This window comes from Micromonospora globbae, from assembly GCF_036184225.1.
In the GTDB taxonomy this organism is placed as follows: domain Bacteria; phylum Actinomycetota; class Actinomycetes; order Mycobacteriales; family Micromonosporaceae; genus Micromonospora; species Micromonospora globbae.
This window is the reverse complement of record NZ_CP108084.1, coordinates 4,920,396-4,943,586: the sequence shown is the minus strand read 5'-3', so window position 1 is coordinate 4,943,586 and position 23,191 is coordinate 4,920,396. Positions and strand designations below refer to the sequence as shown.

General features: G+C 73.4%; 23 protein-coding genes. 15 read left to right on the top strand and 8 right to left on the bottom strand.

The genetic code is table 11. The features are described from left to right. Positions 1-33 precede the first annotated feature (33 nt). The 3 genes from OG994_RS22260 (at position 34) to OG994_RS22250 (ending at position 2,411) form a co-directional block, all read left to right on the top strand. Positions 34-339, top strand: a complete 306-nt coding sequence (locus OG994_RS22260; protein WP_091593012.1) for a type II toxin-antitoxin system VapB family antitoxin — start codon at positions 34-36, stop codon at positions 337-339. A gap of 32 nt (positions 340-371) precedes the next feature. Beyond that, positions 372-1,541 (top strand): acyl-CoA dehydrogenase family protein, encoded by a 1,170-nt coding sequence (locus OG994_RS22255; RefSeq protein WP_328850862.1) that lies wholly within the window; start codon positions 372-374, stop codon positions 1,539-1,541. A gap of 114 nt (positions 1,542-1,655) precedes the next feature. Continuing rightward, the gene (locus OG994_RS22250) at positions 1,656-2,411 is read left to right on the top strand and encodes a DUF4230 domain-containing protein (protein ID WP_328850861.1); all 756 of its coding nucleotides are present in this window, start codon (positions 1,656-1,658) and stop codon (positions 2,409-2,411) included. Positions 2,412-2,712: 301 nt separating this feature from the next. Here the strand turns inward: OG994_RS22250 and OG994_RS22245 are convergent, their stop codons facing one another. Next, a complete protein-coding gene (locus tag OG994_RS22245) occupies positions 2,713-2,919 on the bottom strand; it encodes a PspC domain-containing protein (RefSeq protein WP_120327853.1) in 207 nt (68 codons plus the stop codon). A gap of 433 nt (positions 2,920-3,352) precedes the next feature. On the opposite strand from OG994_RS22245, the gene OG994_RS22240 reads away from it, so the two are divergent. The 9 genes from OG994_RS22240 to OG994_RS22200 all read left to right on the top strand — a co-directional run bounded on the left by OG994_RS22240 (position 3,353) and on the right by OG994_RS22200 (position 15,757). Next, positions 3,353-4,723 (top strand): L-serine ammonia-lyase, encoded by a 1,371-nt coding sequence (locus tag OG994_RS22240; protein WP_328850860.1) that lies wholly within the window; start codon positions 3,353-3,355, stop codon positions 4,721-4,723. Positions 4,724-4,792: 69 nt separating this feature from the next. Continuing rightward, a complete protein-coding gene (locus OG994_RS22235; RefSeq protein WP_328850859.1) occupies positions 4,793-5,620 on the top strand; it encodes an ABC transporter permease in 828 nt (275 codons plus the stop codon). 1 nt (position 5,621) lies between these two features. Beyond that, positions 5,622-6,368: an ABC transporter ATP-binding protein gene (locus OG994_RS22230; RefSeq protein ID WP_120327850.1), complete on the top strand. Its 747-nt coding sequence runs from the start codon at positions 5,622-5,624 to the stop codon at positions 6,366-6,368. Next, positions 6,365-8,338: a DUF5941 domain-containing protein gene (locus tag OG994_RS22225; protein ID WP_406106956.1), complete on the top strand. Its 1,974-nt coding sequence runs from the start codon at positions 6,365-6,367 to the stop codon at positions 8,336-8,338. The genes OG994_RS22230 and OG994_RS22225 overlap by 4 nt, the downstream gene beginning before the upstream one ends. 15 nt (positions 8,339-8,353) lie before the next feature. Beyond that, the gene (locus OG994_RS22220; protein ID WP_328850858.1) at positions 8,354-10,564 is read left to right on the top strand and encodes a bifunctional glycosyltransferase/CDP-glycerol:glycerophosphate glycerophosphotransferase; all 2,211 of its coding nucleotides are present in this window, start codon (positions 8,354-8,356) and stop codon (positions 10,562-10,564) included. Between the two features lie 161 nt (positions 10,565-10,725). Then, entirely contained in the window at positions 10,726-12,024 is a 1,299-nt protein-coding gene (locus OG994_RS22215) for an ABC transporter ATP-binding protein (RefSeq protein WP_120327847.1), read from the top strand. Positions 12,025-12,086: 62 nt separating this feature from the next. After that, on the top strand, positions 12,087-12,551 hold the full coding sequence (locus OG994_RS22210; protein ID WP_120327846.1) for a DUF4442 domain-containing protein: 465 nt from the start codon (positions 12,087-12,089) through the stop codon (positions 12,549-12,551). A gap of 84 nt (positions 12,552-12,635) precedes the next feature. Next, on the top strand, positions 12,636-13,388 hold the full coding sequence (locus OG994_RS22205; protein ID WP_328850857.1) for an HAD family hydrolase: 753 nt from the start codon (positions 12,636-12,638) through the stop codon (positions 13,386-13,388). Continuing rightward, a complete protein-coding gene (locus tag OG994_RS22200) occupies positions 13,385-15,757 on the top strand; it encodes a glycoside hydrolase family 65 protein (RefSeq protein WP_328850856.1) in 2,373 nt (790 codons plus the stop codon). Before OG994_RS22205 ends, OG994_RS22200 begins: the two co-directional genes overlap by 4 nt. A gap of 41 nt (positions 15,758-15,798) precedes the next feature. Here OG994_RS22200 and OG994_RS22195 read toward each other — a convergent pair whose 3' ends face one another. Then, on the bottom strand, positions 15,799-15,996 hold the full coding sequence (locus OG994_RS22195) for a hypothetical protein (protein ID WP_120327843.1): 198 nt from the start codon (positions 15,994-15,996) through the stop codon (positions 15,799-15,801). Between the two features lie 168 nt (positions 15,997-16,164). Between OG994_RS22195 and OG994_RS22190 the strand changes: the two genes are divergently transcribed. Then, on the top strand, positions 16,165-16,818 hold the full coding sequence (locus OG994_RS22190; RefSeq protein WP_328850855.1) for a dienelactone hydrolase family protein: 654 nt from the start codon (positions 16,165-16,167) through the stop codon (positions 16,816-16,818). Positions 16,819-17,061: 243 nt separating this feature from the next. After that, positions 17,062-17,244 carry an antitoxin gene (locus OG994_RS22185; RefSeq protein ID WP_328850854.1) on the top strand — a complete coding sequence of 61 codons (183 nt, stop codon included), beginning with the start codon at positions 17,062-17,064 and terminating at the stop codon, positions 17,242-17,244. A gap of 48 nt (positions 17,245-17,292) precedes the next feature. Here the strand turns inward: OG994_RS22185 and OG994_RS22180 are convergent, their stop codons facing one another. Both OG994_RS22180 and OG994_RS22175 read right to left on the bottom strand, forming a co-directional pair. Continuing rightward, a complete protein-coding gene (locus tag OG994_RS22180) occupies positions 17,293-17,892 on the bottom strand; it encodes a hemerythrin domain-containing protein (RefSeq protein WP_328850853.1) in 600 nt (199 codons plus the stop codon). A gap of 98 nt (positions 17,893-17,990) precedes the next feature. Next, positions 17,991-18,878: an aminoglycoside phosphotransferase family protein gene (locus OG994_RS22175; RefSeq protein WP_120327839.1), complete on the bottom strand. Its 888-nt coding sequence runs from the start codon at positions 18,876-18,878 to the stop codon at positions 17,991-17,993. Between the two features lie 127 nt (positions 18,879-19,005). Here OG994_RS22175 and OG994_RS22170 point away from each other — a divergent pair, with 127 nt between their 5' ends. Then, positions 19,006-20,349 (top strand): FUSC family protein, encoded by a 1,344-nt coding sequence (locus OG994_RS22170; RefSeq protein WP_328850852.1) that lies wholly within the window; start codon positions 19,006-19,008, stop codon positions 20,347-20,349. 10 nt (positions 20,350-20,359) lie between these two features. On the opposite strand, the gene OG994_RS22165 is transcribed toward OG994_RS22170, so the two are convergent. The 4 genes from OG994_RS22165 to OG994_RS22150 all read right to left on the bottom strand — a co-directional run bounded on the left by OG994_RS22165 (position 20,360) and on the right by OG994_RS22150 (position 23,108). After that, the gene (locus OG994_RS22165) at positions 20,360-21,055 is read right to left on the bottom strand and encodes a C39 family peptidase (RefSeq protein WP_328850851.1); all 696 of its coding nucleotides are present in this window, start codon (positions 21,053-21,055) and stop codon (positions 20,360-20,362) included. Between the two features lie 301 nt (positions 21,056-21,356). Continuing rightward, positions 21,357-21,740, bottom strand: a complete 384-nt coding sequence (locus tag OG994_RS22160) for a pyridoxamine 5'-phosphate oxidase family protein (protein ID WP_407942543.1) — start codon at positions 21,738-21,740, stop codon at positions 21,357-21,359. Between the two features lie 93 nt (positions 21,741-21,833). Continuing rightward, positions 21,834-22,175 carry a YkvA family protein gene (locus OG994_RS22155; RefSeq protein WP_120327835.1) on the bottom strand — a complete coding sequence of 114 codons (342 nt, stop codon included), beginning with the start codon at positions 22,173-22,175 and terminating at the stop codon, positions 21,834-21,836. 129 nt (positions 22,176-22,304) lie between these two features. Next, positions 22,305-23,108, bottom strand: coding sequence for a hypothetical protein (locus OG994_RS22150; RefSeq protein WP_240032861.1), 804 nt, complete (start codon positions 23,106-23,108; stop codon positions 22,305-22,307). Positions 23,109-23,191: the final 83 nt, after the last annotated feature.

The following is a 23,191-nucleotide window of genomic DNA, read 5'->3' as shown; positions in this document are numbered from 1 at the left end:
TCGGCCCGGCCACGGGGAGGGGAGCGTGCCGTCGTGATCTTCAGAGCGGTCCGGGACGGGCGTCCCTACCCGGAGCACAACCTGACGCTCAAGCAGTGGGCGGAGATCCCGCCGCGGCCGCTGCGCCTGGACCAGTTGATCACCACCAAGCGCGAACTGGCGCTGGACAAGCTCCTCGCCGAGGACTCGACGTTCTACGGCGACCTGTTCCCGCACGTCGTGCAGTGGAACGGCGGCCTCTACCTGGAGGACGGCCTGCACCGGGCGCTGCGGGCGGCGCTCCAGCAGCGCAACCAGATCCACGCCCGGGTGCTCGTGCTCTCCGAGGCGGTGGAGTGACGGGCTCCTGAGCCTTCGTTAGGGTGGCTGCCATGAGCCCCACGGCCCCCCTCGACCTGCTCGACCTCGACTCCACGCTCGGCGAGGAGGAGCGGCAGATCCGCGCCGTCGTGCGCCAGCTCGTCGACGACCGGGTACGCCCGCACGTCGCCGACTGGTACGAGTCGGGTCGCGTGCCGGCCCGCGAGCTGGCCCGGGAGTTCGGCAAGCTCGGCCTGCTCGGCATGCACCTGACCGGCTACGGGTGCGCGGGCGCCTCGGCGGTCGCGTACGGGCTCGCGTGCCTGGAACTGGAGGCGGGCGACTCGGGCCTGCGGTCCCTGGTGTCGGTACAGGGCTCGCTGGCCATGTACGCCATCTGGCGGTACGGCAGCGAGGAGCAGAAGCAGCGCTGGCTGCCCGCGATGGCCGCCGGTGAGGCGATCGGCTGCTTCGGGCTGACCGAGCCCGACCACGGCTCCGACCCCGCGTCGATGGCCACCCGCGCGCGCCGCGACGGCGACGACTGGGTGCTCACCGGCGGCAAGATGTGGATCACCAACGCGCCGATCGCCGACGTCGGGGTGATCTGGGCCCGCACCGAGGACGGCGTGCGGGGCTTCGCCGTACCGATGGACACGCCCGGCGTGAGCGCCCGCGAGATCAGCCGCAAGATGTCCCTGCGGGCGTCGGTGACCGGGGAGATCGTCCTCGACGACGTCCGCCTGCCGACGGACGCGCTGCTGCCCGACGCCGTCGGGCTCCGGGCGCCGCTGAGCTGCCTCACCGAGGCGCGGTACGGCATCGTCTGGGGCGCGCTCGGCGCCGCCCGGGACTGCCTGGAGACGACCCTGGCGTACGCGGGCACCCGCACCCAGTTCGGCCGGCCGCTGGCCGGGTTCCAGCTCACCCAGGCCAAGCTCGCCGACATGGTGGTCGAACTCCAGAAGGGCCAGCTGCTGGCGTTGCACCTGGGGCGGCTCGCCGACGCGGGCGCGCTCCGCCCCGAGCAGGTCAGCGTCGGGAAGCTGAACAACGTGCGGGAGGCGCTGGCCATCGCCCGGCAGTGCCGCACGATCCTCGGCGCCAACGGCATCTCCGGCGAGTACCCGGTCATGCGGCACGCCAACAACCTGGAGAGCGTCCTCACGTACGAGGGCACCTCGGAGATCCACCAGCTGGTGATCGGGCAGAAGCTGACCGGGATCAACGCGTTCGCCTGACCGGTGCGGCGCTGACCTGCGGAAACAGCGGGTTGGCCCGCTCGGCGCGCGCGTGTCGTACGACGGTCGTACCGTCATTGCAGACGGCAGTGTCTGACGAGGACGGTGAGGGCCATGGCCCGCGACGCTGACAGCAACGAGCCCACCCGGGAGCTCACCGGTCACCCGACCGGCGACGCGATCACGGCCCGCTCCGACATCCCACCCGAGCCCACACCGGCGCCCGCCGCACGCCCCACGCGGGGCCTGCTGTGGGTGCTCGGCGCGGCGGCGCTCGCGGTGGTGGTGCTCCTCGGCGTGCAGACCAGCGGGCTCTGGCCGAGCTTCCGCAACCCGTTCGCCGAGGAGCGGACGGACCGCAGCCAGCCGACGCTGCTGAAGTCGATCCAGGATCTCAGCCGCTACGTGGCGGCCGAGGGCAACTACCAGGTGGTGGTCGACCTCCAGAAGGACCGCCAGTACGTGCCGGAGTTCCTGCTCAACGAGCGGACGCTGTTCGTCGGGGCGGGCAGCGTCGAGGCGTACGTGGACTTCGCGCGGATCTCCGACGGGGCGGTGGTCGAGTCGGCCGACGGCAAGTCGGTGGAGATCAAACTGCCGGCGCCGCAGCTCGGCGAAACCAACCTGGACCTGGAGAAGAGCTACGTCTTCGCGGAACGGCGTGGCCTGCTCAACCGGCTTTGCGAGGTGTTCGGCGGCGACCCCAACCGGCAGCAGGAGGTCTACCGCCTCGCGGAGGAGCGGATCACGGCGGCCGCCCGCGACAGCGGGCTCGGCGCCCGGGCCGAGGAGAACACGCGCAAGATGCTGGAGGGGCTGCTCGGCTCACTCGGCTACGAGCGGGTGACGGTCACCTACGTCACCCCCTGACCAGCGTGACGTGGAAGCGCCCGCCCCCACGGATCGGGGCGGGCGCTTCGGCGTCGTCGCGGGCGTGAGCGCGCCGCGCCGCCCGCCCTCGGTGCTCATGGTCGGGCGTGAGCGCGCCGCCCGCCCTCGGTGCTCATGGTCGGCGTGAGCGCGCCGCCCGCGTGCCCTCGCCGCCCATGATCGGGGCGTGAGCGCGCGCCGTGTACTCGGTGCTCACGATCGGGGCGAGGTCCCGCAGCCTGCCGTGTCCCGGGCGGGGCCGTCTCCGATGACGGGCCACCTCGTACGGCCGGCGCCGCCGTCAGCGGACGGTGGCCAGGTAGCGGTCCTCGTTGGGCATGAGGATCCAGAGGATCAGGTAGACGATCACCTGGGTGCCGGGCAGCAGCAGCGACAGCAGGAACAGCAGCCGGACCATGCCGGCCGACACGCCGAACCGCTGGGCGAGGCCGGCGCAGACACCGGCGAGCATGCGCCCCTGGCGGGGCCGGACCAGTTTGCGACTCATCGTCGTACTCCCACTCTGCGGCGTGCGCCGCGTCTGACATCCACGGTAGGAACGGGCGGCCACCTCGCCCTCAGTCCGCAGGACGATCGGCGACCCGCGTACCCGTAGGTGGTTACCCGGCAGGGCCGGGCGCGACGCGCCGCCGCGTGCGCCGCGCCCCCCTGCGGAGATCACGCGGGAACATGGATGTAGTGGCCTCGTCGACGGCCGGATGCCACTGCTTCCCGGAAGCAGCGCGATCATGGCCGGGGGCGGGGCGACCAGGCCCGGGCCGGGGGCGGGGCGGCGGCGGGGCGGGCGGACCGCCGGGCGGGGCGTGAGCTGGGCGGGTAGGCTCGCCGGTTGGGCGTCCACACCCCTGGTGCCCGCCAGGTCACGGCCACCATCGGGGCGCAACCCGCACGACGGGGGCGACGGCGAGGGAAGTGCATCCATGATCAGTGTCTTCGACCTCTTCAGCGTCGGCATCGGGCCGTCCAGCTCGCACACCGTCGGGCCGATGCGGGCCGCCCGCACGTTCGTGACCGGCCTCAAGGCCGACGGGCTCCTCACCGCCACCGCCCGCGTGCAGGCCGAGCTCTTCGGGTCGCTCGGCGCCACGGGGCACGGCCACGGCAGCGACCGCGCGGTGCTGCTCGGGCTGGCCGGGGAGGCGCCGGAGACCGTCGACACCGACAGCGTGGCGCCCCGCGTCGCCCGGATCCGCGCCGAGCGGCGGATCAGCCTCCTCGACGCGCACGAGATCGACTTCGACCCCGACCGTGACCTGGTGCTGCACCGCCGCCGCTCGCTGCCGTACCACCCGAACGGGATGACGTTCGTGGCGTACGACGACACCGGCGCGGAACTGCGGGCCCGCACCTACTACTCCGTGGGCGGCGGCTTCGTGGTGGACGAGGCGGCGGCCGGCGCGGACCGGATCGTCCCCGACACCACCCCGGTGCCGCACCCCTTCCTCACCGGCGCCGAACTGCTCGAGGTCACGGCCGCCACCGGCCTGTCGATCAGCGAGGTGATGCTCGCCAACGAGCGTTCCTGGCGTAGCGAGGCCGAGGTGCGCGCCGGCCTGCTGGAGATCTGGCGGGTGATGCGGGAGTGCGTCCAGCGGGGCTGCGAGCGGGACGGGGTGCTGCCCGGGGGCCTGAAGGTCCGCCGCCGAGCCGCGGAGCTGCGCCGGAGTCTGGAGGCGGAGGGCGACGCCGGCGACCCGCTGCGCGCCATGGACTGGGTGACCCTCTTCGCCCTGGCCGTCAACGAGGAGAACGCGGCGGGCGGCCGGGTGGTCACCGCGCCGACCAACGGCGCGGCCGGGATCATCCCCGCCGTCCTGCACTACTACACCCGGTTCGTGCCGGACGCCTCGGACGAGGGCGTGATCCGCTTCCTGCTGGCTGCCGGCGCCATCGGCGTGCTGTTCAAGGAGAACGCGTCGATCTCCGGCGCCGAGGTCGGGTGCCAGGGCGAGGTGGGGTCGGCCTGCTCGATGGCGGCCGCCGGCCTGGCCGAGGCGCTGGGCGGCACGCCCGCGCAGGTGGAGAACGCCGCCGAGATCGGCATGGAGCACAACCTGGGCCTGACGTGTGACCCGGTCGGTGGCCTCGTGCAGATCCCCTGCATCGAGCGGAACGCGGTGGCTAGCATCAAGGCGATCACGGCCGCCCGGCTCGCGCTGCGCGGTGACGGGGTGCACGCCGTCTCGCTGGACAAGGTCATCAAGACCATGCGGGAGACCGGCGCGGACATGAAGGTCAAGTACAAGGAGACGGCACGCGGCGGTCTGGCCGTCAACGTGATCGAGTGCTGAGCGCGCCCGACTCGGAGCTTTCGTTCACCGACTGCTAACCTGTCGTCCGTTTGAAGGCGGGAGGCGGCGGTGACCTCTGGCGTCGCGACGTTGTGGTCGCACCGCAACTCACTGCGCATCCTGGTCAGACGCGACCTCGCGGTGAAGTACCAGCAGTCCGTCCTCGGGTACGTCTGGTCGTTGATCGAGCCGCTCGGCATGGGCGCCATCTACTGGTTCGTCTTCGGCGTCCTCTACTCCCGTGACACGGGCCGCCACCTCGGCGAGGCGGCGGAGTCGTACCCGCTGTTCCTCATCACGGGGATCTTCGCCTGGATGTGGACGAGTTCGGCGCTGAGCGAGGCCACCAACGCGCTCACCGGCCAGTCCCGGCTGATCACCACGATGAACGTGCCCCGGCAGATCTTCCCGATCGGTCGGGTCACCGGCCGCTTCGCCGAGTACGCGGCCGGCCTGCCGATCCTCGCGGCCGTGGCGTTGGCCTACGCCCTGCACGGTCGCGTCCACCCGGGCTGGTCGCTGCTCGCCCTGCCGCTCGCCGTGGCCGTCCAGGGCGTCCTGCTGATCGGCCTCGCCCTGCTGCTGTCCGCGTTCAACGTGCTGATGCGCGACGTCGAGCGGGTGATGCGCCTGGTCATCCGGGTGCTCTTCTACGCCACGCCGATCATCTACCCGCTGAGTCTCGTACGGGATTCCGACCTGCCCGGCTGGCTGAAGATCGCATACGAGGTGAACCCGCTGGTCGGCATCTTCCAGCTGCACCACGCGATCTGGTACCCGGACGAGTTCCCCGACGCCCGGCTGCTCGCCACCACCGTCGCCGGGAGCGTGCTCGTGCTGGTCGTCGGGTGGTGGTCGTTCCGCCGGCTCGAACCCGCCGTGCTCAAGGAACTCTGAGATGGCCGACCCGATCATCGAGGCGGAGGGTCTGGGCATCCGGTTCGTCCGTAACCGGCGCCGCCAGCTGCGGCTGCGTGAGCTGTTCATCCACCGGGGCGGGCGCTCTGCGTCCTCGGGCCAGTTCTGGCCGCTGCGCGACGTGTCGTTCACCGTACGGCCGGGCGAGACGGTCGGCGTGATCGGCCGCAACGGCACCGGCAAGAGCACCCTGCTGCGCCTGATCGCCGGGGTGCTGATCCCCGACGAGGGGAGCATCCGCGTCCACGGCGACGTCGCGCCGCTGCTGGAGCTGTCCGCGGGCTTCTCCAACGACCTCACCGGACGAGAGAACCTGCACCTCGTCGGCGGCCTGCACGGGCTCTCGCCGGGCTACCTGAGGCGGCACTTCGACGACATCGTCTCGTTCGCCGGCGAGCAGGTGGAGCGGGCCATCGACACGTCGGTGCGCCACTACTCGTCCGGCATGAAGGTACGGCTCGGCTTCGCGATCATCTCTCACCTGCCGCACCCGATCCTGCTCATGGACGAGGTGACCGCGGTCGGGGACGCGGAGTTCCGAAAGAAGTGTTATGCGACGATCGACCGTCTGCTCGGGGAGGGGCGCACTCTGGTGCTGGTGTCACACAACCAAAAGGACCTGACCCGGTTCTGCCGCCGGGGGTTGTTCCTCGACGGGGGCCGGCTCCGCCTGGACGGCACCATCGCCGAGGCGCTCGACGCCTACCAGAGCGCGGTACCGCGGTGACGCTCGCGATCGTGCTCGCCGGCGACGCCGCCGCGAGCCTGACGACCCGTACCGGGGAGCCGCTCGCCGACCGGATCGCCGCGCAGTGCCGCCGGGCCGGAGCGGACGAGGTGCGGTTCGCCGCCGACCTCGACGAGCTGGCCGCGCTGGCCGGCGCCGCCCGGGGGCCGGTCCTGGTGACCGGCGCGGACCTGGTGGCGCACACGGCCGTGCTGCGCCACCTCGCCACCAGCCCGGTCGGGCCCACCGTCGCGCTGGTGCTCGCCGACCCGCCCGCCGGCGGCGCCACCCGGGTGCGGGAGGAGCGGGGGCAGGTGGTCGAGGCCGGTCCGGCCACCGACGGTCCGACCGGCTTCTTCGGCGGCGCGCTGCGCGTCGGCGTGGACGACCTGCCGGCGCTGGTCACCGCCGCCCGCGCCGTGCGGTCCGGCGCCGTCGCACCGGGGGCGCCGGCGGGCGTCGTGGACCGGCTCTTCGCGGCGCTCAGCGCGCTCGGCACGCTGGTGTTCGCCCACCGGGTACGCCTGCTCGTCGCCCGACGGGTGGGCGACGCGGCGGAGCTGTCCGCCGCCGAGGCGGCGGTGGCCGCCGTCGACGAGGACCGGGCCGAGCTGCGCCTGTCGGTGAAGGAGCGCGACGACTTCTTCACCACGTTCTTCGTGAGCACCTGGTCGCCGTACGTGGTGCGGGTCGCGGCCCGCCTGCGCCTCACCCCGACGGTCGTCACGATGATCTCGGTGGCGTTCGCGGTGGCCGCCGCGGTGCTGTTCGCCGTCGGCGGCCGGCCCGCGCTGGTCGCCGGGGCGGTCCTGCTCTACCTCGGGTTCGTGCTCGACTGCGTGGACGGCCAGCTCGCCCGCTACACCCGCAACTTCAGCGCCTGGGGCGGCTGGCTGGACACCATGGCCGACCGTGCGAAGGAGTACGTGGTCTACGCGGGCCTGGGCGTCGGCGCCACGCAGGCCGGCCACCGGTACGGCTGGGCGCTGGCGATCGCCGCGATGACCCTCCAGACGGTGCGGCACATGACCGACACCTGGTACGGCGTACTGCACGACGAGGCGGCCCGCCGGCCCCGTCCCGCCGCCACGGGCGGGGGCATCGGCGACCGGCTGAACGCCGCCTCGACCCGGGTGCAGGCCGACACCGGTTCCCTGTCGTACTGGCTGAAGCGGACCGTGGTCTTCCCCATCGGCGAGCGGTGGGCGCTGGTCGCGCTGACCGTGGCGCTGTTCAACCCGTGGGTGAGCCTGATCGCGGTGCTGGTGTGGGGCACGTTGGCGTTCGCGTACACGGGCGCGCTGCGGACGCTGCGGGCGCGCTGGATGCGCGTACCCGTGCTGGGCACGGTCGACGCGACCCTGCACCGCGACGACGGCGCGCTGGCCACCCGGCTGCCGGTGCTGCCGCGCGTGGCGCCGCTGGCCCTCGCGGTGGTCGCGGCCCTCGGCCCGGCGGTGCTGCTCGTGGCGGCGCTGGTCGCCGCGCGTTCCGGCGACGGGGCGGGCGACCTGGTGTGGCTCGTTCCGGCGGCGCTGCTGGTGCTGCTGGTCGGCGCCCTGGGGTCCGGCGCGACCCACGACGGGGGCCTGGACTGGCTGGTGCCGGCCGCGCTGCGGGCCGGCGAGTACCTGTTCGCCATCGCCGTGGGCGTGATCGGCGCCGTCCCGCCGTGGCTGATCTTCGGGTACGTCTTCGTGCTCACGGTCCACCACTACGACCTCACGGCGCGGCTGGAGAAGCGGCAGGCAGCGCCCCCGCTGCACCCGGCCACGTTCGGCTGGGACGGGCGTTCGGTGCTGCTGGCCCTGGCGGCAATCGCCGGGTTCGCGGGTATCGGGATGGCTACACTCGGTACGTACCTTCTCGTGGTTTTCGTGGCGAGCGTCGTCCTTGCCTGGGTCGTCCTGCCGGCCCGCGCGGCGCGGGCGTCGACGCTGCCGGTGCGGACGGGAGGCGTGCCGGGCTGACGGAGGGACGGCCGGATGACACTGGTGAGCTTCGTCGTTCCGGCCTACCGGGTGCAGGGCTACCTGCGGGAATGCCTGGACTCGATCCTCGACCAGCCCTTCACCGACCTGGAGGTCGTGGCCGTCGACGACTGCTCGCCCGACGACAGCGGCGAGATCATCGACGAGTACGCGGCGCGCGACCAGCGGGTCCGCGCGATCCGGTTGACGGAGAACGTCGGGCTCGGTCCGGCCCGCAACGTCGGGCTGGACCGGGCCGTCGGCGAGTACGTCTGGTTCGTCGACGGTGACGACTGGCTCGCGCCGGACTGCCTGCCGGCGGTCGCCGAGCGGCTGACCGGCACGAGGCCGGACGTGCTGATGGTCGACCACGTCCGGACGCACTGGAACAACGCCGCCACGCGCAGCGCCATGCGGGACGTGTTCCCCGAGCCGCCCGGCGAGGGGACGTTCCGGCTGCGGGACCGGCCGGAGACGTTGCGTCTGCTGCACACCGCCTGGAACCGCGTGGTCCGCCGGCAGTTCCTCGTCGAGCACGGGCTGCGTTTCGCCCCCGGCTGGTACGAGGACGTCTCGTTCAGCTATCCCGTGCTGATGGCGGCCGACCGGATCGGTGTGCTGGACCGGGTCTGCGTGAACTACCGGCAGCGCCGGGTCGGGGCGATCACCCGCACCCGCGGCGACCGGCACTTCGAGGTGTTCCCGCAGTGGCACCGGGTGTTCCACCTCATGGACCGGTGGGGTCCGGCGGTCGACGAGCTGCGTCCCGCGGTCTTCGAGCGGATGATCTGGCACTACCTCACCGTGCTCGGGAACGGCCAGCGGATCGCCCCGGAGCTGCGCCCCGCGTTCTTCGCGCAGATCACCGCCGACTACGCCCGCTGGTTGCCGCCCGCGGGCTACCCGACGCCGGACGGGGTGGAGGGGCTCAAGCACCGCCTGGTGGCGACCGGCCGCTGGCGTACGTTCAGCGCGTTGCGCGCCGCCAACCGGGCCCGGGACGCGGCGCGGCGCTCGGCGCGTACCGCCAAGCGGCGGGTGGCCCCGGTGGCGCGCCGCAACGCCCGCCGGGCCCGGGACGTGCTGCTGCGCGAGTACTACCGGGCGGAACTGCACCGGCCCGTCGACCCGACGCTCGCCGTCTACGCCGCGTACTGGTACCGCGGGTACGCCTGCAACCCGGCGGCCATCTACGAGGCGGCCCGCCGGCTCGCCCCGCAGGTCCGTGGCGTCTGGATCGTACGGCGGGACCGCGTGGGCACCCTCCCGCCCGGCGTGGAGTACGTCGTCGCCGGCACGGCGGCGTACTACCGGATGCTGGCGCGGGCCCGCTGGCTCGTGAACAACGTCAACTTCCCGGACTTCGTCCGCAAGCGACCCGGCACCGTGCACGTGCAGACCCACCACGGCACGCCCGTGAAGGTGATGGGGCTCGACCAGCAGCGGTACCCGATCGGCGCCGGCCGGATGGACTTCGCGGGCCTGCTGCGCCGGGTGGACCGCTGGGACTACAGCATCACCTCGAACAGCTTCTCCACCCAGATGTGGGACCGGGCCTACCCGGCCTCGTACACCACGTTGGAGGTCGGCTACCCGCGCAACGACCGGCTCGTCACGGCGACCCCCGAGGAGGTGCGGCGGCTGCGTGCCGACCTCGGCATCGACCCGACCGAGCAGGTGGTGCTGTACGCGCCGACGCACCGCGAGCACCTGCCGAACTACCGGCCGCCGTTCGACCCGGAGCGGTTCGTCGAGGCGCTCGGCCCGTCCGCCCGGCTGCTGATGCGCAGCCACTACTTCCACGACCGGGACCGCCGACCCCGCCGGGACGTGCGGTGGAGCCGGGTCACCGACGTGAGCGCGTACCAGCGGGTGGAGGACCTCTACCTGGTCGCGGACGTGCTGGTCACCGACTACTCCTCGGCGATGTTCGACTACGCCGTCCTGGACCGTCCCATCGTCGTCTACGCGCCCGACTGGGAGGCGTACCGCCTGGCGCGCGGTGTCTACTTCGACGTGACGGCGGAGCCGCCCGGCGCCGTGGCGATGACCTTCCCGGATCTGCTCGACCTGTTCCGCACGGGCGAGGTCTGGTCGGACGCGGCGACCAAGGCCCGACAGCAGTTCCGCGCCCGGTTCTGCGGACTGGACGACGGGCACGCGGCCGAACGCGTGGTGCGTCAGGTGTTCCTCGGCGAGTCGGCCGCGCCGCGTCAGGGCTGCTGAGCGCGGGGGCCGGCGCCGCCGCGCGGGGCCATCGCCGCCACTCGATGGGTCCGTAACAGGGCCGTCACGTTACGAACATGGCACGTTTACCCGATGTGCCGACCTCATGATCTTCGTCACAGTCATTCGGGTTCGCTGCGTGTTCGTGGGGGGAGGTGGCGGTGACCACCGTCGCGCTCAAGGATGTCACGAAGGTCTTCAAGGACGGCACCGTCGCCGTCGACAGCATCAACCTGGACGTCAACGACGGCGAGTTCATGGTGCTGCTCGGCCCGTCGGGCTGCGGGAAGTCGACCGTCCTGCGGATGATCGCGGGTCTGGAGGATCCGACCCAGGGCGCCGTCCTGCTCGACGGCGAGCTGGCCAACGACCTCTCGCCGCGGGACCGCAGGATCGCCATGGTCTTCCAGGACTTCGCCCTCTATCCACACATGACGGTCGGCGACAACATCGCCTTCCCGCTGCGGCTCGCCGGCGTCGAGCCGGGCCCGCGGGGCGAGCGGGTCAGCGACGTGGCCAGCGCCCTGGGTATCGGTGACGTGCTCTCCCGCCGGCCCAGCCAGCTCAGCGGCGGGCAGCGCCAGCGGGTGGCGATGGGTCGGGCCATCGTCCGCAGGCCGGGCCTGTTCCTCATGGACGAGCCGCTGTCCAACCTGGACAGCGGGCTCCGCGCCGAACTGCGCGCGGAGATCTCCGGTCTGACCCGCGAGCTGGGCGTCACCACCATCTACGTCACGCACGACCAGGCCGAAGCGCTCACCATGGCCGACCGGGTGGCGATCATGCGTCGCGGCGTCCTCCAGGACGTCGGCACGCCCACCCAGGTGTACGGCCGTCCGGCCACCCTCTACGTGGCCGCGTTCCTGGGCAGCCCGCGGATGAACCTGCTGGAGGCGTCGGTCTACGTCCACCTCGACCGCTACGTCACCCTCACGCTCGGCGAGCAGGCGCTCTACCTGCCGTGGAACGACATCCGCACCCGGGCGGTGGCGCACTACCACGGCGAGCGGATCGTGGTCGGGATGCGCGCCGAGGCGCTCACGCCCGTCGCCCCGGAGAGCCCCGGCGACGTGCTGCACGGACGGATCCGCTACCTCGAACACCACGGCCACGAATCGCTGGCGTTCCTCGACATCGGCGCGACGGCCGTCGTCGTGGACGAGATGGCCAGCCGGGGCGACCCGGGCGACGGCGGCCAGCGCGGCCTGCGCCGCCTGGGCCAGGTCATGCAGCGGCTGGCCGGCAGGCCGGGCGACGCGCCCGAGCCGGCGGTGGGCCGCGCGTCGACGAGCGTGCTCCCCGACCCGGGCCGGCACCACCGGCGCCCGGCGGAACTCGCGGTGCGGCTGGCGCCGTACCCGGCGGTCTCCGCAGGCCACCCGCTCTCCGTACGGGTGCGGATGGACGCGCTGCACTTCTTCGACGAACGGGGCGACCGCATCGACGTGGGGTGGCGCTGACCCCTCGACCGCGGGCCCCCGACGGCTTGCCCGAGCATGTTACCGGCGAGTAGCGTCTGGTCATGTCCATCGACTCACGCCAGGTGGCGGCCGGGATGCTCGAAGCCGTGCCGTTCGCCCGTACGCTCGGCTTCGAGTTCGTCGAGATCGCGCCGGAGGCCGACGGCGGGGTCCGGGCCGTCGTCCGGCTGCCCGACTCCCCGGCCACCCACAACCATGTCGGCGGCCCACACGCCGGCGCCATGTTCACGCTCGGCGAGACCGCCTCGGGTGCCGTGGTGCTGGCCGCCTTCGGGCAGGTGCTCGACCGTGCCGTGCCGCTGGCCGTCCGCGCCGACATCGCCTACCGCAAGCTGGCGCTCGGCCCGGTACGCGCCACCGCCCGCCTGGGCCGCCCGCCCGCCGAGGTGGTCGCGGAGCTGGAGTCGGGCCGGCGGCCCGAGTTCCCCGTCGAGGTCGAGATCAGCACGGACGACGGCACGCCGACGTCCGAGATGACGGTGATCTGGACGCTGCGCCCCCAGTGAGCCCTGAACGGTCGAAGCGGTCACGTCGGCGACGGGCGGCCGGAAACGCGTTTGTGGGCCCGATCGGGTGGATAGATTCGTAACGTGCTGGGCCTACCTGCTCACGTGACCGCCTGTCTCTTCGACCTCGATGGCGTGCTGACGCAGACCGCCCGGGTGCACAACGCCGCCTGGACCGAGACGTTCAACGCCTACCTCCGGCAACGGGCGGCGGCCACGGGTGAGCCGTACCGGCCGTTCGACCCGGGCCCCGACTACAACCGCTACGTCGACGGCCGGCCTCGCGCCGACGGCGTCCGGACCTTCCTGGCCTCGCGGGGCATCGTGCTCCCCGAGGGCTCGCCGGACGACCCGCCCGAGGCCGAGACCGTGAACGGGCTCGGCAACCGCAAGAACGTGCTGCTGCTGCACGAGCTGCGTACGCGCGGCGTGGACGTCTACCCCGGCTCGGTGACCTACGTGAAGGCCGCCGCGGCGGCCGGGCTGCACCGTGCCGTGGTCACGGCGAGCGCCAACGGCCGGGAGGTCGTCGCCGCCGCCGGCCTGGAGCCGCTCATCGAGGTCCGGGTGGACGGGCTCGTCGCCCGGGCCGAGGGCCTGCGCGGCAAGCCCCACCCGGACACGTTCCTCGCCGGGGCCCGGCTGCTCGGCGTCGAGCCGGCCCAGGCCGCCGTCTTCGAGGACGCGCTGGCCGGGGTGGAGGCCGGGCGCGCCGGCGGTTTCGGTTACGTGGTCGGTGTCGACCGGGTCGGCCAGGCGGACGCGCTGCGGGCGCACGGCGCCGACGTGGTGGTCCGGGACCTGGTCGAGCTTCTGGACGAAGGGCGCGCTGCATGATCAGGGAGAGGGCCTATCCGGTCGAGCCGTGGCACGTGCGGGAGATCCGGCTCGACATGGACGTGCTCGCGCAGTCCGAGTCCGTCTTCGCGCTCTCCAACGGCCACGTCGGCCTGCGCGGCAACCTGGACGAGGGGGAGCCGCACGGCCTGCCCGGCACGTACCTGAACTCGTTCTACGAGCTGCGGCCGCTGCCGTACGCCGAGGCGGGGTTCGGCTTCCCCGAGTCGGGCCAGACCATCGTCAACGTGACCAACGGCAAGCTGATCCGGCTGCTGGTCGACGACGAGCCGCTCGACGTCCGGTACGGCGAGCTGCTCTCCCACGAGCGGGTCCTCGACATGCGCGCCGGCACCCTGCACCGGGAGCTGCACTGGCGGTCGCCGGCCGGGCGCGAGGTCAAGGTGCGCAGCACCCGGCTGGTCTCGTTCACCCAGCGGGCGGCCGCCGCCATCAACTACGAGGTCGAGGCGGTGGACGGGCCGCTGCGGCTCATCGTCCAGTCGGAGCTGGTGGCCAACGAGTCGTTGCCGGCGCAGAGCCGCGACCCCCGGGTGGCGGCGGTCCTCGAATCGCCGTTGCTGGCCGAGGAGGAGCTGACCACCGACGACGGCGGGCTGCTCATCCACCGGACGAAGGTCTCGGGCCTTCGGGTCGCCGCCGCCATGGAGCACGAGGTGCAGGGGCCGGAACACGCGACCATCGAGTCCGAGGGGTACGAGGACTGGGTGCGCACCACCATCGGCTGCGTTCTCAAACCCGGTGAGACGCTGCGCGTGGTCAAGTACCTGACGTACGGCTGGTCCAGCCGGCGCTCGCTGCCGGCCCTGCGCGACCAGGTCGGGGCGGCGCTCGCCGCGGCCCGGCTCGACGGGTGGGAGGGGCTCTGCCGGGAGCAGCGGGCCTACCTCGACGAGTTCTGGGACGCCGCGGACGTGCTCGTCGAGGGCGACCCGGAGGTGCAGCAGGCGGTCCGGTTCGGTCTCTACCACGTGCTCCAGGCCGGCGCGCGGGCCGAACGGCGGCCGATCTCGGCAAAGGGCCTCACCGGTCCGGGCTACGACGGGCACGCGTTCTGGGACACGGAGATGTTCGTGCTGCCGGTGCTCACGTACACCCAGCCCAACGCCGTCCGCGACGCCCTGCACTGGCGGCACGCGACCCTCGAACAGGCGCGCGAACGGGCTCGGACGCTCAACCTCGAGGGCGCCGCCTTCCCGTGGCGCACCATCGAGGGACCTGAGTCGTCCGGCTACTGGCCGGCCGGCACCGCCGCGTTCCACATCGCCGCCGACATCGCCGACGCGCTGCGCCGGTACGTGCTCGTCACCGGGGACACCCAGCTGGAGCGGGAGATCGGCCTGGAACTGCTCGTGGAGACCGCCCGGCTGTGGCGCTCGCTCGGCCACCACGACCGCAACGGCGTGTTCCACATCGACGGGGTGACGGGGCCGGACGAGTACACCGCCGTGAAGAACGACAACATCTACACCAACCTCATGGCGCAGCGGAACCTGCTGGCCGCCGCCGACGCGGTGAACCGCTACCGGGACGAGGCGCTGCACCTCGGTGTCACCGACGAGGAGGCGGCGAGCTGGCGGGACGCGGCGGCGGACATGCACATCCCGTACGACGACGACATCGGCGTCCACCAGCAGGTCGAAGGCTTCACCCGCCTCCAGGAGTGGGACTTCCTGCACACGCCGGCGGAGAAGTACCCGCTGCTGCTGCACTACCCGTACTTCGACCTCTACCGCAAGCAGGTGATCAAGCAGGCGGACCTGGTGCTGGCGATGCACTGGCGCGGCGACGCGTTCACGCCGGACGAGAAGACGCGCAACTTCCTCTACTACGAGCGGCGCACCGTGCGGGACTCCTCGCTCTCCGCCTGCACCCAGGCGGTGCTCGCCGCCGAGGTGGGCCACCCCGAGCTGGCGCACACCTACCTGCGCGAGGCCGCCCTCATGGACCTGCACGACCTCAACGAGAACACCCGGGACGGCGTGCACATGGCCTCGCTCGCCGGCGCGTGGATCGCCCTGGTGGCCGGGTTCGGCGGCCTGCGCGACCACGACGGGACGCTCTCGTTCTCGCCCCGGCTCTCCAGCCGCTTGAGCCGTCTGGAGTTCTCCCTCCAGTGGCGCGGGCGGCGGCTGCGGGTCGACGTCCGGCCGCACCAGACGACGTACTCGCTGCGCCACGCCGACCCGGACGACGTGGTCGAACTACGCCATCACGGGGAGAAGATCCAGGTCAGCCGCGACCAGCCGGTGACCGTACCCGTGCCCCCGGCCGACCCCACGGGTCCGATGCCGGAGCAACCGCCCGGGCGGTCACCGCTGCTCCGGTTGCCCGAGGCGCAGTCGTGACGAACGGCCGGGGCCACCTGCCCCGGCCGTCCGCACCGGCGTCAGAAGCGTTCGCCCGTGGACGGGCGGCCGGCCGCGTCCCGGGGCGCGACGGCCCGGGGATCGTCGGCGGTACGCGCGTGCGCCGCCCGGTCCGCCCAGTCCTTGTTGCGTTCCGCGGCCTGGAGCCGGCGCTCCTCCTCGGACCTCTGCTGCTGCCGGGACGCCTGCTGCTGGGACGTCTGCCGCTGCTCGGCCATGGTGATCCTCGCGATCCGTCGGGGCGCGATCTCGCGCCGACACGGTCTGCGGTCGCCTGCCGCCTACCCGACCCGCCCGCAGGCAAACGCCCGTCCATGCGTGGCGCCGGCCGCTCCGGGTAAGTCGACGGCGCCGGCGCGTGCCGGCCGGTGGGTGGAGGTGACGGGATGGACGTACGAACCAGTGAGGTGACGATCCCGGTCGGGCAGGCCGAACTCCCGGCCGACCTGGTCCTACCCGCCGATCCGGCCGGGGTGGTGCTCTTCGCGCACGGCAGCGGCAGTTCCCGGCACAGCCCCCGGAACACGGCGGTGGCCCGGGCGCTCAACGACCGGTCCCTCGGCACCGTCCTGGTCGACCTGCTGACGCCGGCCGAGGACGCCGTCGACGCCCGGACCGCCGAACTCCGCTTCGACATCCGGTTGCTCGCCGAACGGCTCGCCGCGATCGTCGACTGGCTCACCACCGAGCCGGGGACCCGCGGACTACCCATCGGCCTCTTCGGGGCCAGCACCGGCGCCGCCGCGGCCCTGGTCAGCGCCGCGGCGCGGCCGGAGCAGGTCCGTGCGGTGGTCTCCCGCGGTGGCCGGCCCGACCTGGCGGGCCCCGCGCTCGACTCGGTGCAGGTGCCGACGCTGCTGCTCGTGGGCGGCCTGGACGATCAGGTGCTCGAACTCAACGAGCAGGCGCGGGCCGCCCTGCCCGGCCTCGTCGAGCTGGAGGTGGTGCCGGGCGCCACGCACCTCTTCGAGGAGCCCGGCACGCTCGAACGGGTCGCCGACGCGGCCGCCGACTGGTTCGCCACGCACCTCGCGCGCTGATCGCGGGCCCGGCCGCACCGTCGGCCGTGCCGGACGTGCGGTGGGTCGGCCCGACGGCCGTGCCCGCCCGGATGTCGTTCGCTGTCCGCGACCGGGTGTCGGCGCTGTCCGCCCTCGGCCGGGTCGGGCGCTGTCGGCCGGTCCCGGCGCGGGTGTCCGTCCCGGCGTCCGGGTGCCGGGCGGTGTTTGCGGTCCGGGCCGTCGGGAAGGCAACGAATCGACAACCGTAGCGAGGAGGACGTCGTGGGCAACTTCATGGACAAGGCCAAGGACTTCGCCAAGAAGCACGACCAGCAGATCGACCAGGGGCTGCGGAAGGCCGGCGAGATGGCCGACAAGCGCACCGGCGGCAAGTACAAGGACCGCATCGACAAGGCCGTCGACCAGGCTCAGACGCGTACCGGCGGCGGCGACCAGGTGCGGTGAGTGACCGACGCTCCCGGGTCCGCGCGACCCGGGAGCGTCGCACCAGCCTCACCGCGGGTGTTCGCGCAGTTCCGCCATCGAGGTGGTGCGTCCCGTCAGCGCGTCACGCATCCGGTCGACCAGCCCGGCGCCCGGTCCGAGCAGCTTGTTCGCCGGCGGGTGGTCCGGCGCGGCGGGGTGCGGCCGGGTCGGGGCGGCCTTCTTGGCGGTGGCGACCTTGCCGGCCAGCTCGACCAGCTCCTCCCGGGCCACGGCGGCCCGCAGCCGGGGGAACAGGTCGCCCTCCTCGTCCTGCACGTGGTGGCGGATCGTGCTCGTGAGATGGCCGAGGAGTTCGTCGAAGCGCGGATCGGACGGGTCGACACCCTCCAGGTCCTTCATGGTCCGTTCGGCGTCGGAGTGCTCGGAGATCTCGTGCTCGGCGACCTTGCGGCCGTCCGGCAACGCCTTGCGGGCGGCCGGGTAGACGTACATCTCCTCCGCCACCGCGTGCCGGACGAGCTCCGCGATCACCACGTCGGCCAGCTGGCGGCGGTGCTCCGGGGTGCCCTGCCGGCTCTCCAGCTCGACGAAGAGCGCCTCGATCTCGCGGTGGTCGGCCGTGAGGACGTCGACGACGTCCTGGTCGGCATACGACGGACTGGTCATGTCGTGGCCCCTTACCGGTTGCGGAACGGTCGGTGCCGGAGTGGGTACCCTCCCCCGGTCGGGCGAATCGTCGCCGGCCGGGGTATCCGACGGCTCCGTCACCCCGATGCGTCGAGGAGGGCGCCCAGGGTGCGTCGCGCCGTCGCGGCCATGACCGGGTTGGTGTCCACGTAGTAGGGGAGCGCGCCGATCGCCTGGACCAACGCCCAACCGCGCCCGCGCTCCCAGGTCGCGTCGTCGACGCCGAGCGCGCGCCGATAGGCGTCCCGGGCCGCAGGTCCCATCAGGTTCCAGGCCGGCATGAGGTCCACGGCCGGGTCGCCGAAGTTCACCGTGCCGAGGTCGATGACGGCGGCCAGCCGCCCGTCGCGGACGAGCAGGTTGCCCGGCATGAGGTCGGCGTGCACCCACACGTCCGCGCCGGTGTGCGCGGGGGCGTCCCGGCACCCGGCCCAGATCCTGCCGAGCCGGGCCGTGTCCACCAGATCGACGCTCCCCGCGAGGCACCGCTGGACGAACCCGTCCATGAGGTGCAGCGGCCCCCCGCGCCCCCGACCGGGCCAGACCGCCCCGGCCGTGTCCATGCCGTGCAGGGCGGTGACGAAACCGGCGAGATCGCGGGCGACGCGGACCGGGTCGCCGACCGCGGCGTCGTCCAGCGGTGTGCCGGGAATCCAGCGGTACGCCGTCCAGACGCCCGGATAGCCCGGTCCCGGCTCGCCCAGCGCCAGGGGCTCGGGAACCGGCAGCGGGACCTGCGGGGCGATCCGGCGGGCGACCTCCTGCTCGCGTACCAGCTCGTCCCGGTGCTCGGGGCTCGGCCGCAACGGGAATCGCAGCACGATCCCCTCGCCGAGCCGGAACAGCGCGTTCACCGTGCCGTGCGAGACGACCGGACGTACCGGGTGGTGCCGCCACCGGGGGAACTGCGCGGCGACGAGGGCGGCGACGACCCCGGATGTGACGTCGACCTGGTCGGGGTGCATCCTCACCCGCCGATCCTGGCGGCACCGGTGTCCCGGTGGCGACCGGTTTTCGGCGGGCGGGAGGCGTCCGGCCGGGTGACGGCGGGCGGCCCAGGAATCACCCGCTCGGGGTGGGGTAACCGCCGCTATGGTCGAGGACCGTCCGGACACCGATCACGCGCGGTCGCCGCTCGGCACGGCCGCCGAGCGGGGCGGTGAACACCTCGCGCAGGCTCGGCACCGCGGTGGCGAGGCGGGCAAGGTACGCCTGCGCCAGCTCGAGGTCACCGTCGTCATCGCGGCGCAGGCCGGGCTCGCGGCCGCACTCGCCGCCCTCGTCGCGCAGAAACTGCTCGGCCACGGGGCGCACGTCTTCGCGCCGGCGGCCGCCGTCGCCACCATCGCCACGGCGATCGGGCAGCGGGCCCGCCGTACCTTCGAACTGCTCGCCGGGGTGGGACTCGGCATCATGATCGGAGACCTACTGCGCCTCCTGCTCGGCAGCGGTCCCTGGCAGACGGGGCTCGTGGTGGGACTGGCCATCGCCACCGCACTGGTGGTCGCCGGCCGCGGCGGAGCGTTGGTCGGTCAGGCGGGCGGTACCGCCGTCCTGATCTCCACCCTGACACCCACGGAGCGGGGCCTGGAGCTGCCCCGGATCCTCGACGCCCTCATCGGCGGTGGCGCGGGTCTGCTGGTCGTCGCGCTGCTGCTGCCGGTCAACCCCATCCGGGTGCTGGACCGGGCCGCGATGCCCGTCTTCCTGACGGTCACCACCCAGCTCAAGGAGATCGCCGCCGCGCTGCGGCAGCGGGACGCGGACCGGGCCATCCGGGCCCTGGAGCAGGTACGCGGACTGGAACCGGACCTGGGCCGCCTGAACGAGGCACTCAGCGGCGCGGAGGAGGTGGTCACCCTGGCGCCGGCCCGCTGGCACCGCCGGGCGCAGTTCCACACGTACGCCCGGACCATCGAGCACCTGGAGCGGCTGGCGCTGGACGTGCGGGTCCTCGCCCGGCGTTCCGCGACCACCATCCAGTACCAGGAACCGATCCCGGAGGAACTGCCCGCGGCGATGGCGCGGCTCGGCGCGGCCGTCCACCAGATGCGCGAGGACTGCCGGGAGAGGGAGCGGCCCGAGCGGACCCGGAAGCTCATCCTGGAGGCGGCCGACCTCGCGGGCCGCGCGTGGGCGCAGGGGGTCCACTCCTACGGGGACTCCGTGATCACGGACCTCCGGTCGGGCGCCAGCGACCTGCTCCGGGCCATCGGTCACGAGCCGGAGGAAGCCAACCGGATGGTGCGTACGGCCGCCGGGGCCGGCCAACGGGCGATCCGCCCTCCGGCACGCCGCCGCCTGCACCGGGCCGCCCAGCAGAACTTCTCGACCCGTACCGAGCGGATGGCGCGCCGCGCCGCCCGGCGGGGTCGGCCCGGCCGGGCGAGGGACGAACAGGCCGGGCCCGCCCGAAAGGGGAGCCCGGCCCGGTGACGTTCGTGGATCAGGCGGAGTAGCCGCGCTCCGCGATCCAGTTGGCGACCTTGGCCAGCGGCATCCAGTACTCGCCGTTGCCCGGGTCCGCCGGGTCGGCGATCCGGATGGTGTCACCGCCGTCGCGGTAGCCCACCAGGGTCAGGTAGTGGCCGCCCTCGTACGAGTGCGGGTTGCCGTCGGTGTCCACGGCAGTGCCCTTGACGTTGGCGACCACCGGGCGGCCGGCGTCCAGGGCCTTCATCACGTCGGTACGCAGCCGCTCGACCTGGTCCGGCCGGGCCACCGGGTCGGGAATCTCGGTGGTGCGGTACCCGCCGCCGGTCAGCTCGTTGAGCACCCGGGTGGTGTCCAGCGCGGAGGGCGTACCGGCCTCGGTGGTGCCCAGCAGCCGGGCCACCTCGTCCTGGGAGATCGCCTTGCCCTGCGCGGAGAGCGCCATCCGGGTGGCGGCCGGCCCGCAGTAGAAGAAGTTGGGCTGGGCCTGGTAGTCGACGCCCACGAGGCGCTCGGCCCGGCGGTCGTGACCAACCTTGTCGGCCTTGCCCCCGTTGTTCGCCTTGTCGGACCTACCGGCCGGGGCGAACGTCGACGGGTTGGTGTGGACCGGAGCGGCGTGGGCCGCCACGGCGGGACCCAGCGCGCACCCACCGGCGACCAGCAGACCGGCGACGGACAGGCCGCTCTTGTGAATGATCGGATTCATGGGTCGGGCTCCAATCGGGGGGTATGACGCCTCCGGTCGGAGGCGCAGGCACCGGGACCGGCGCTCGGCTCAGCAGCACGCGACGCCCAGGGACGGGCGCCTGGGCTCACCCGGGACGTAACGGCCCTGCCCCGGCCGGCATTCCGGTTCGGCCACGGAGGGTGACCAGGACCGTCACGGCGGGTGGCGTCGCGGTCTCGTGCAACGGCGGCAGGAGCGGCGCCATTCCAGGCGCGGTGACGTGCCAGGGAGTGACGTGAGGCACCCGTGGCGCCCGGAACCGGTCAGGCGACGCGGAAGGTCACAGACTGCCCAGCAGGCGGGTGACGGCGATCTCCAGGACGACGCGCTGCGGATTGGGGCGGGGCGTCCGGTAACGCTCGGCGTACCGGCGCTCGGCCTCGGCCACGGCGGCCGCGTCCGCCCGTACGACCGCCCGGCCCTCGATGGTGAGCCACCGCCGGCCGTCGACGTGGCAGAGCGCCACGGGGGCGCCCTGCGGGCCGGCCGCCGCCACGTGGCGGGCCTTGCGGGAGGCGGCGGACGTGATGACGCGGGCCAGGCCGGCGTCGGCGTCCAGGGTCACCCCGACGGGCACCACGTGCGGGGTGCCGTCCGCACGCAGCGTGGTGAGCGTGGCGAGGTGCCGCTCCCGGAAGAACGCGACGACCCGCTCGTCACGCATGTCCAGATGATGCCCGACCGGCATGTCCCGTCCTCCGTATCCCGATGGTCCCCGGCCACCCGGCACGGGCCACGGCCGCCGAGCGCCCGGCGATCATCGCACCGGTCGGTGGGCGCGCCCGGGATCCGGCGGGGGGCCCGCCTGGCCGGGCAGCCGGCGGGTCGCCGCCCGGTGCTGGTGGACGAGCCGGGTCACGTAGATCAGCGCGCCGGCCAGGACTCCCATGTCGTCCAGGTAGATGGGGTCGGGCAGCAGGTCCACCGGGAAGATCGTGTAGATCAGCGCTCCGTAGAGGGCCACCTTGCCGCCCGCGCCGAGGGAGGTGAGCAGGCGGTGGGCGCGGACCAGCCGGATCGCGAGCAGCACGGCCCCGACCAACGTGGCGAGCGCCACGACGCCGACGATGACGATGACGATCCACGCTTCCCGGGACATGCGGTCACGCTAACCCAGCCGGACCATCCCGGCCCGCCACGCGGGTGGACGGACCGTGGCCCCGCCCCTCCGCCCGCCGCGAATGCCGACGGCGGCCACCCGATGCGCGGCCGCCGTCCGGACCGCCGATCAGTACGCGGGCACCGCCGCGCGGCCCCGCGCGACCACCGGGTTCTCCCGGGTCTGCCCCTCGGCCGAGGCCACGACCTCGTCGAGCGGCAGCACCGACTGCGAGTCCTCGACGCGCCGGCCCGTGGCCGCGAACGCCTCCTCCCGCAGGCTGCGGGCCGCCTCCGCGGCCACCTCGGCAGCCCGCCAGGCAGCCTGCTCCCGCTCCCGTGCGGCCTGGTGCCGGGCGAACAGGTTGTCCCGTACCGCCCGTCGCAGCACCAGCTCCTGCTCCACGGGGTGCAGCCGCGGGTCCCAGCCGTTGCGGTGCGCGAAGACGTCGCTGAGCTGCTCCACCGACAGCTCCCGCCGCCAGTACGCGTCCAGCGCCGCGCGGTGCAGGAAGCGCTCACGGTCGACGTACTCGGCCGGGGTGCGGGCCGTGCGGGGCAGCGGCATCGCGGCGGCGGCGCTCAGCCGGCGTACGTCCGCCTCGGCCGCCTCGTACGCCTGCCAGGCCGTCTCGACGGCCTCCTGCGCGGCCAACCACTCCTCCCGCCGGCGCTGCGCGGTCGTCGTGGCGCGTTCCGCGGCCACGGCAACCTCCTGGGCGTAGCGGGCCCGTTCCCGTTCCTCCTCGGCGGATTCGAGCGGGCTCGGCATCGCGGCGCTCCGGATCCGTGCGGCGGCGGCGTCGCTCGCGAGCCGGCCGGGCCGCAGCAGCAGGACGGCGACGGTGACGGCCACCACGGCGAGCAGGCTCAGCCAGATCACGGCGGCGCGCGGGACGTCGGGCAGGACGGCGGAGAGGACGGTCTGCATCATCTGCACCTCGTGGTCGTGTGTCGGGAGTGGACGATGTGACCCGCCGGTGGGCGGAGAGCCGGTGAGGAGGGCCGCGTCGGGCG

Coding starts and splice junctions, on each gene's coding strand:
- OG994_RS22255 (WP_328850862.1), top strand. CDS start 372: ATGAGCCCCACGGCCCCCCTCGACCTGCTCGACCTCGACTCCACGCTC.
- OG994_RS22250 (WP_328850861.1), top strand. CDS start 1,656: ATGGCCCGCGACGCTGACAGCAACGAGCCCACCCGGGAGCTCACCGGT.
- OG994_RS22245 (WP_120327853.1), bottom strand. CDS start 2,919: ATGAGTCGCAAACTGGTCCGGCCCCGCCAGGGGCGCATGCTCGCCGGT.
- OG994_RS22240 (WP_328850860.1), top strand. CDS start 3,353: ATGATCAGTGTCTTCGACCTCTTCAGCGTCGGCATCGGGCCGTCCAGC.
- OG994_RS22230 (WP_120327850.1), top strand. CDS start 5,622: ATGGCCGACCCGATCATCGAGGCGGAGGGTCTGGGCATCCGGTTCGTC.
- OG994_RS22220 (WP_328850858.1), top strand. CDS start 8,354: ATGACACTGGTGAGCTTCGTCGTTCCGGCCTACCGGGTGCAGGGCTAC.
- OG994_RS22210 (WP_120327846.1), top strand. CDS start 12,087: ATGTCCATCGACTCACGCCAGGTGGCGGCCGGGATGCTCGAAGCCGTG.
- OG994_RS22200 (WP_328850856.1), top strand. CDS start 13,385: ATGATCAGGGAGAGGGCCTATCCGGTCGAGCCGTGGCACGTGCGGGAG.
- OG994_RS22195 (WP_120327843.1), bottom strand. CDS start 15,996: ATGGCCGAGCAGCGGCAGACGTCCCAGCAGCAGGCGTCCCGGCAGCAG.
- OG994_RS22190 (WP_328850855.1), top strand. CDS start 16,165: ATGGACGTACGAACCAGTGAGGTGACGATCCCGGTCGGGCAGGCCGAA.
- OG994_RS22180 (WP_328850853.1), bottom strand. CDS start 17,892: ATGACCAGTCCGTCGTATGCCGACCAGGACGTCGTCGACGTCCTCACG.
- OG994_RS22175 (WP_120327839.1), bottom strand. CDS start 18,878: ATGCACCCCGACCAGGTCGACGTCACATCCGGGGTCGTCGCCGCCCTC.
- OG994_RS22170 (WP_328850852.1), top strand. CDS start 19,006: ATGGTCGAGGACCGTCCGGACACCGATCACGCGCGGTCGCCGCTCGGC.
- OG994_RS22165 (WP_328850851.1), bottom strand. CDS start 21,055: ATGAATCCGATCATTCACAAGAGCGGCCTGTCCGTCGCCGGTCTGCTG.
- OG994_RS22160 (WP_407942543.1), bottom strand. CDS start 21,740: ATGCGTGACGAGCGGGTCGTCGCGTTCTTCCGGGAGCGGCACCTCGCC.
- OG994_RS22155 (WP_120327835.1), bottom strand. CDS start 22,175: ATGTCCCGGGAAGCGTGGATCGTCATCGTCATCGTCGGCGTCGTGGCG.
- OG994_RS22150 (WP_240032861.1), bottom strand. CDS start 23,108: ATGATGCAGACCGTCCTCTCCGCCGTCCTGCCCGACGTCCCGCGCGCC.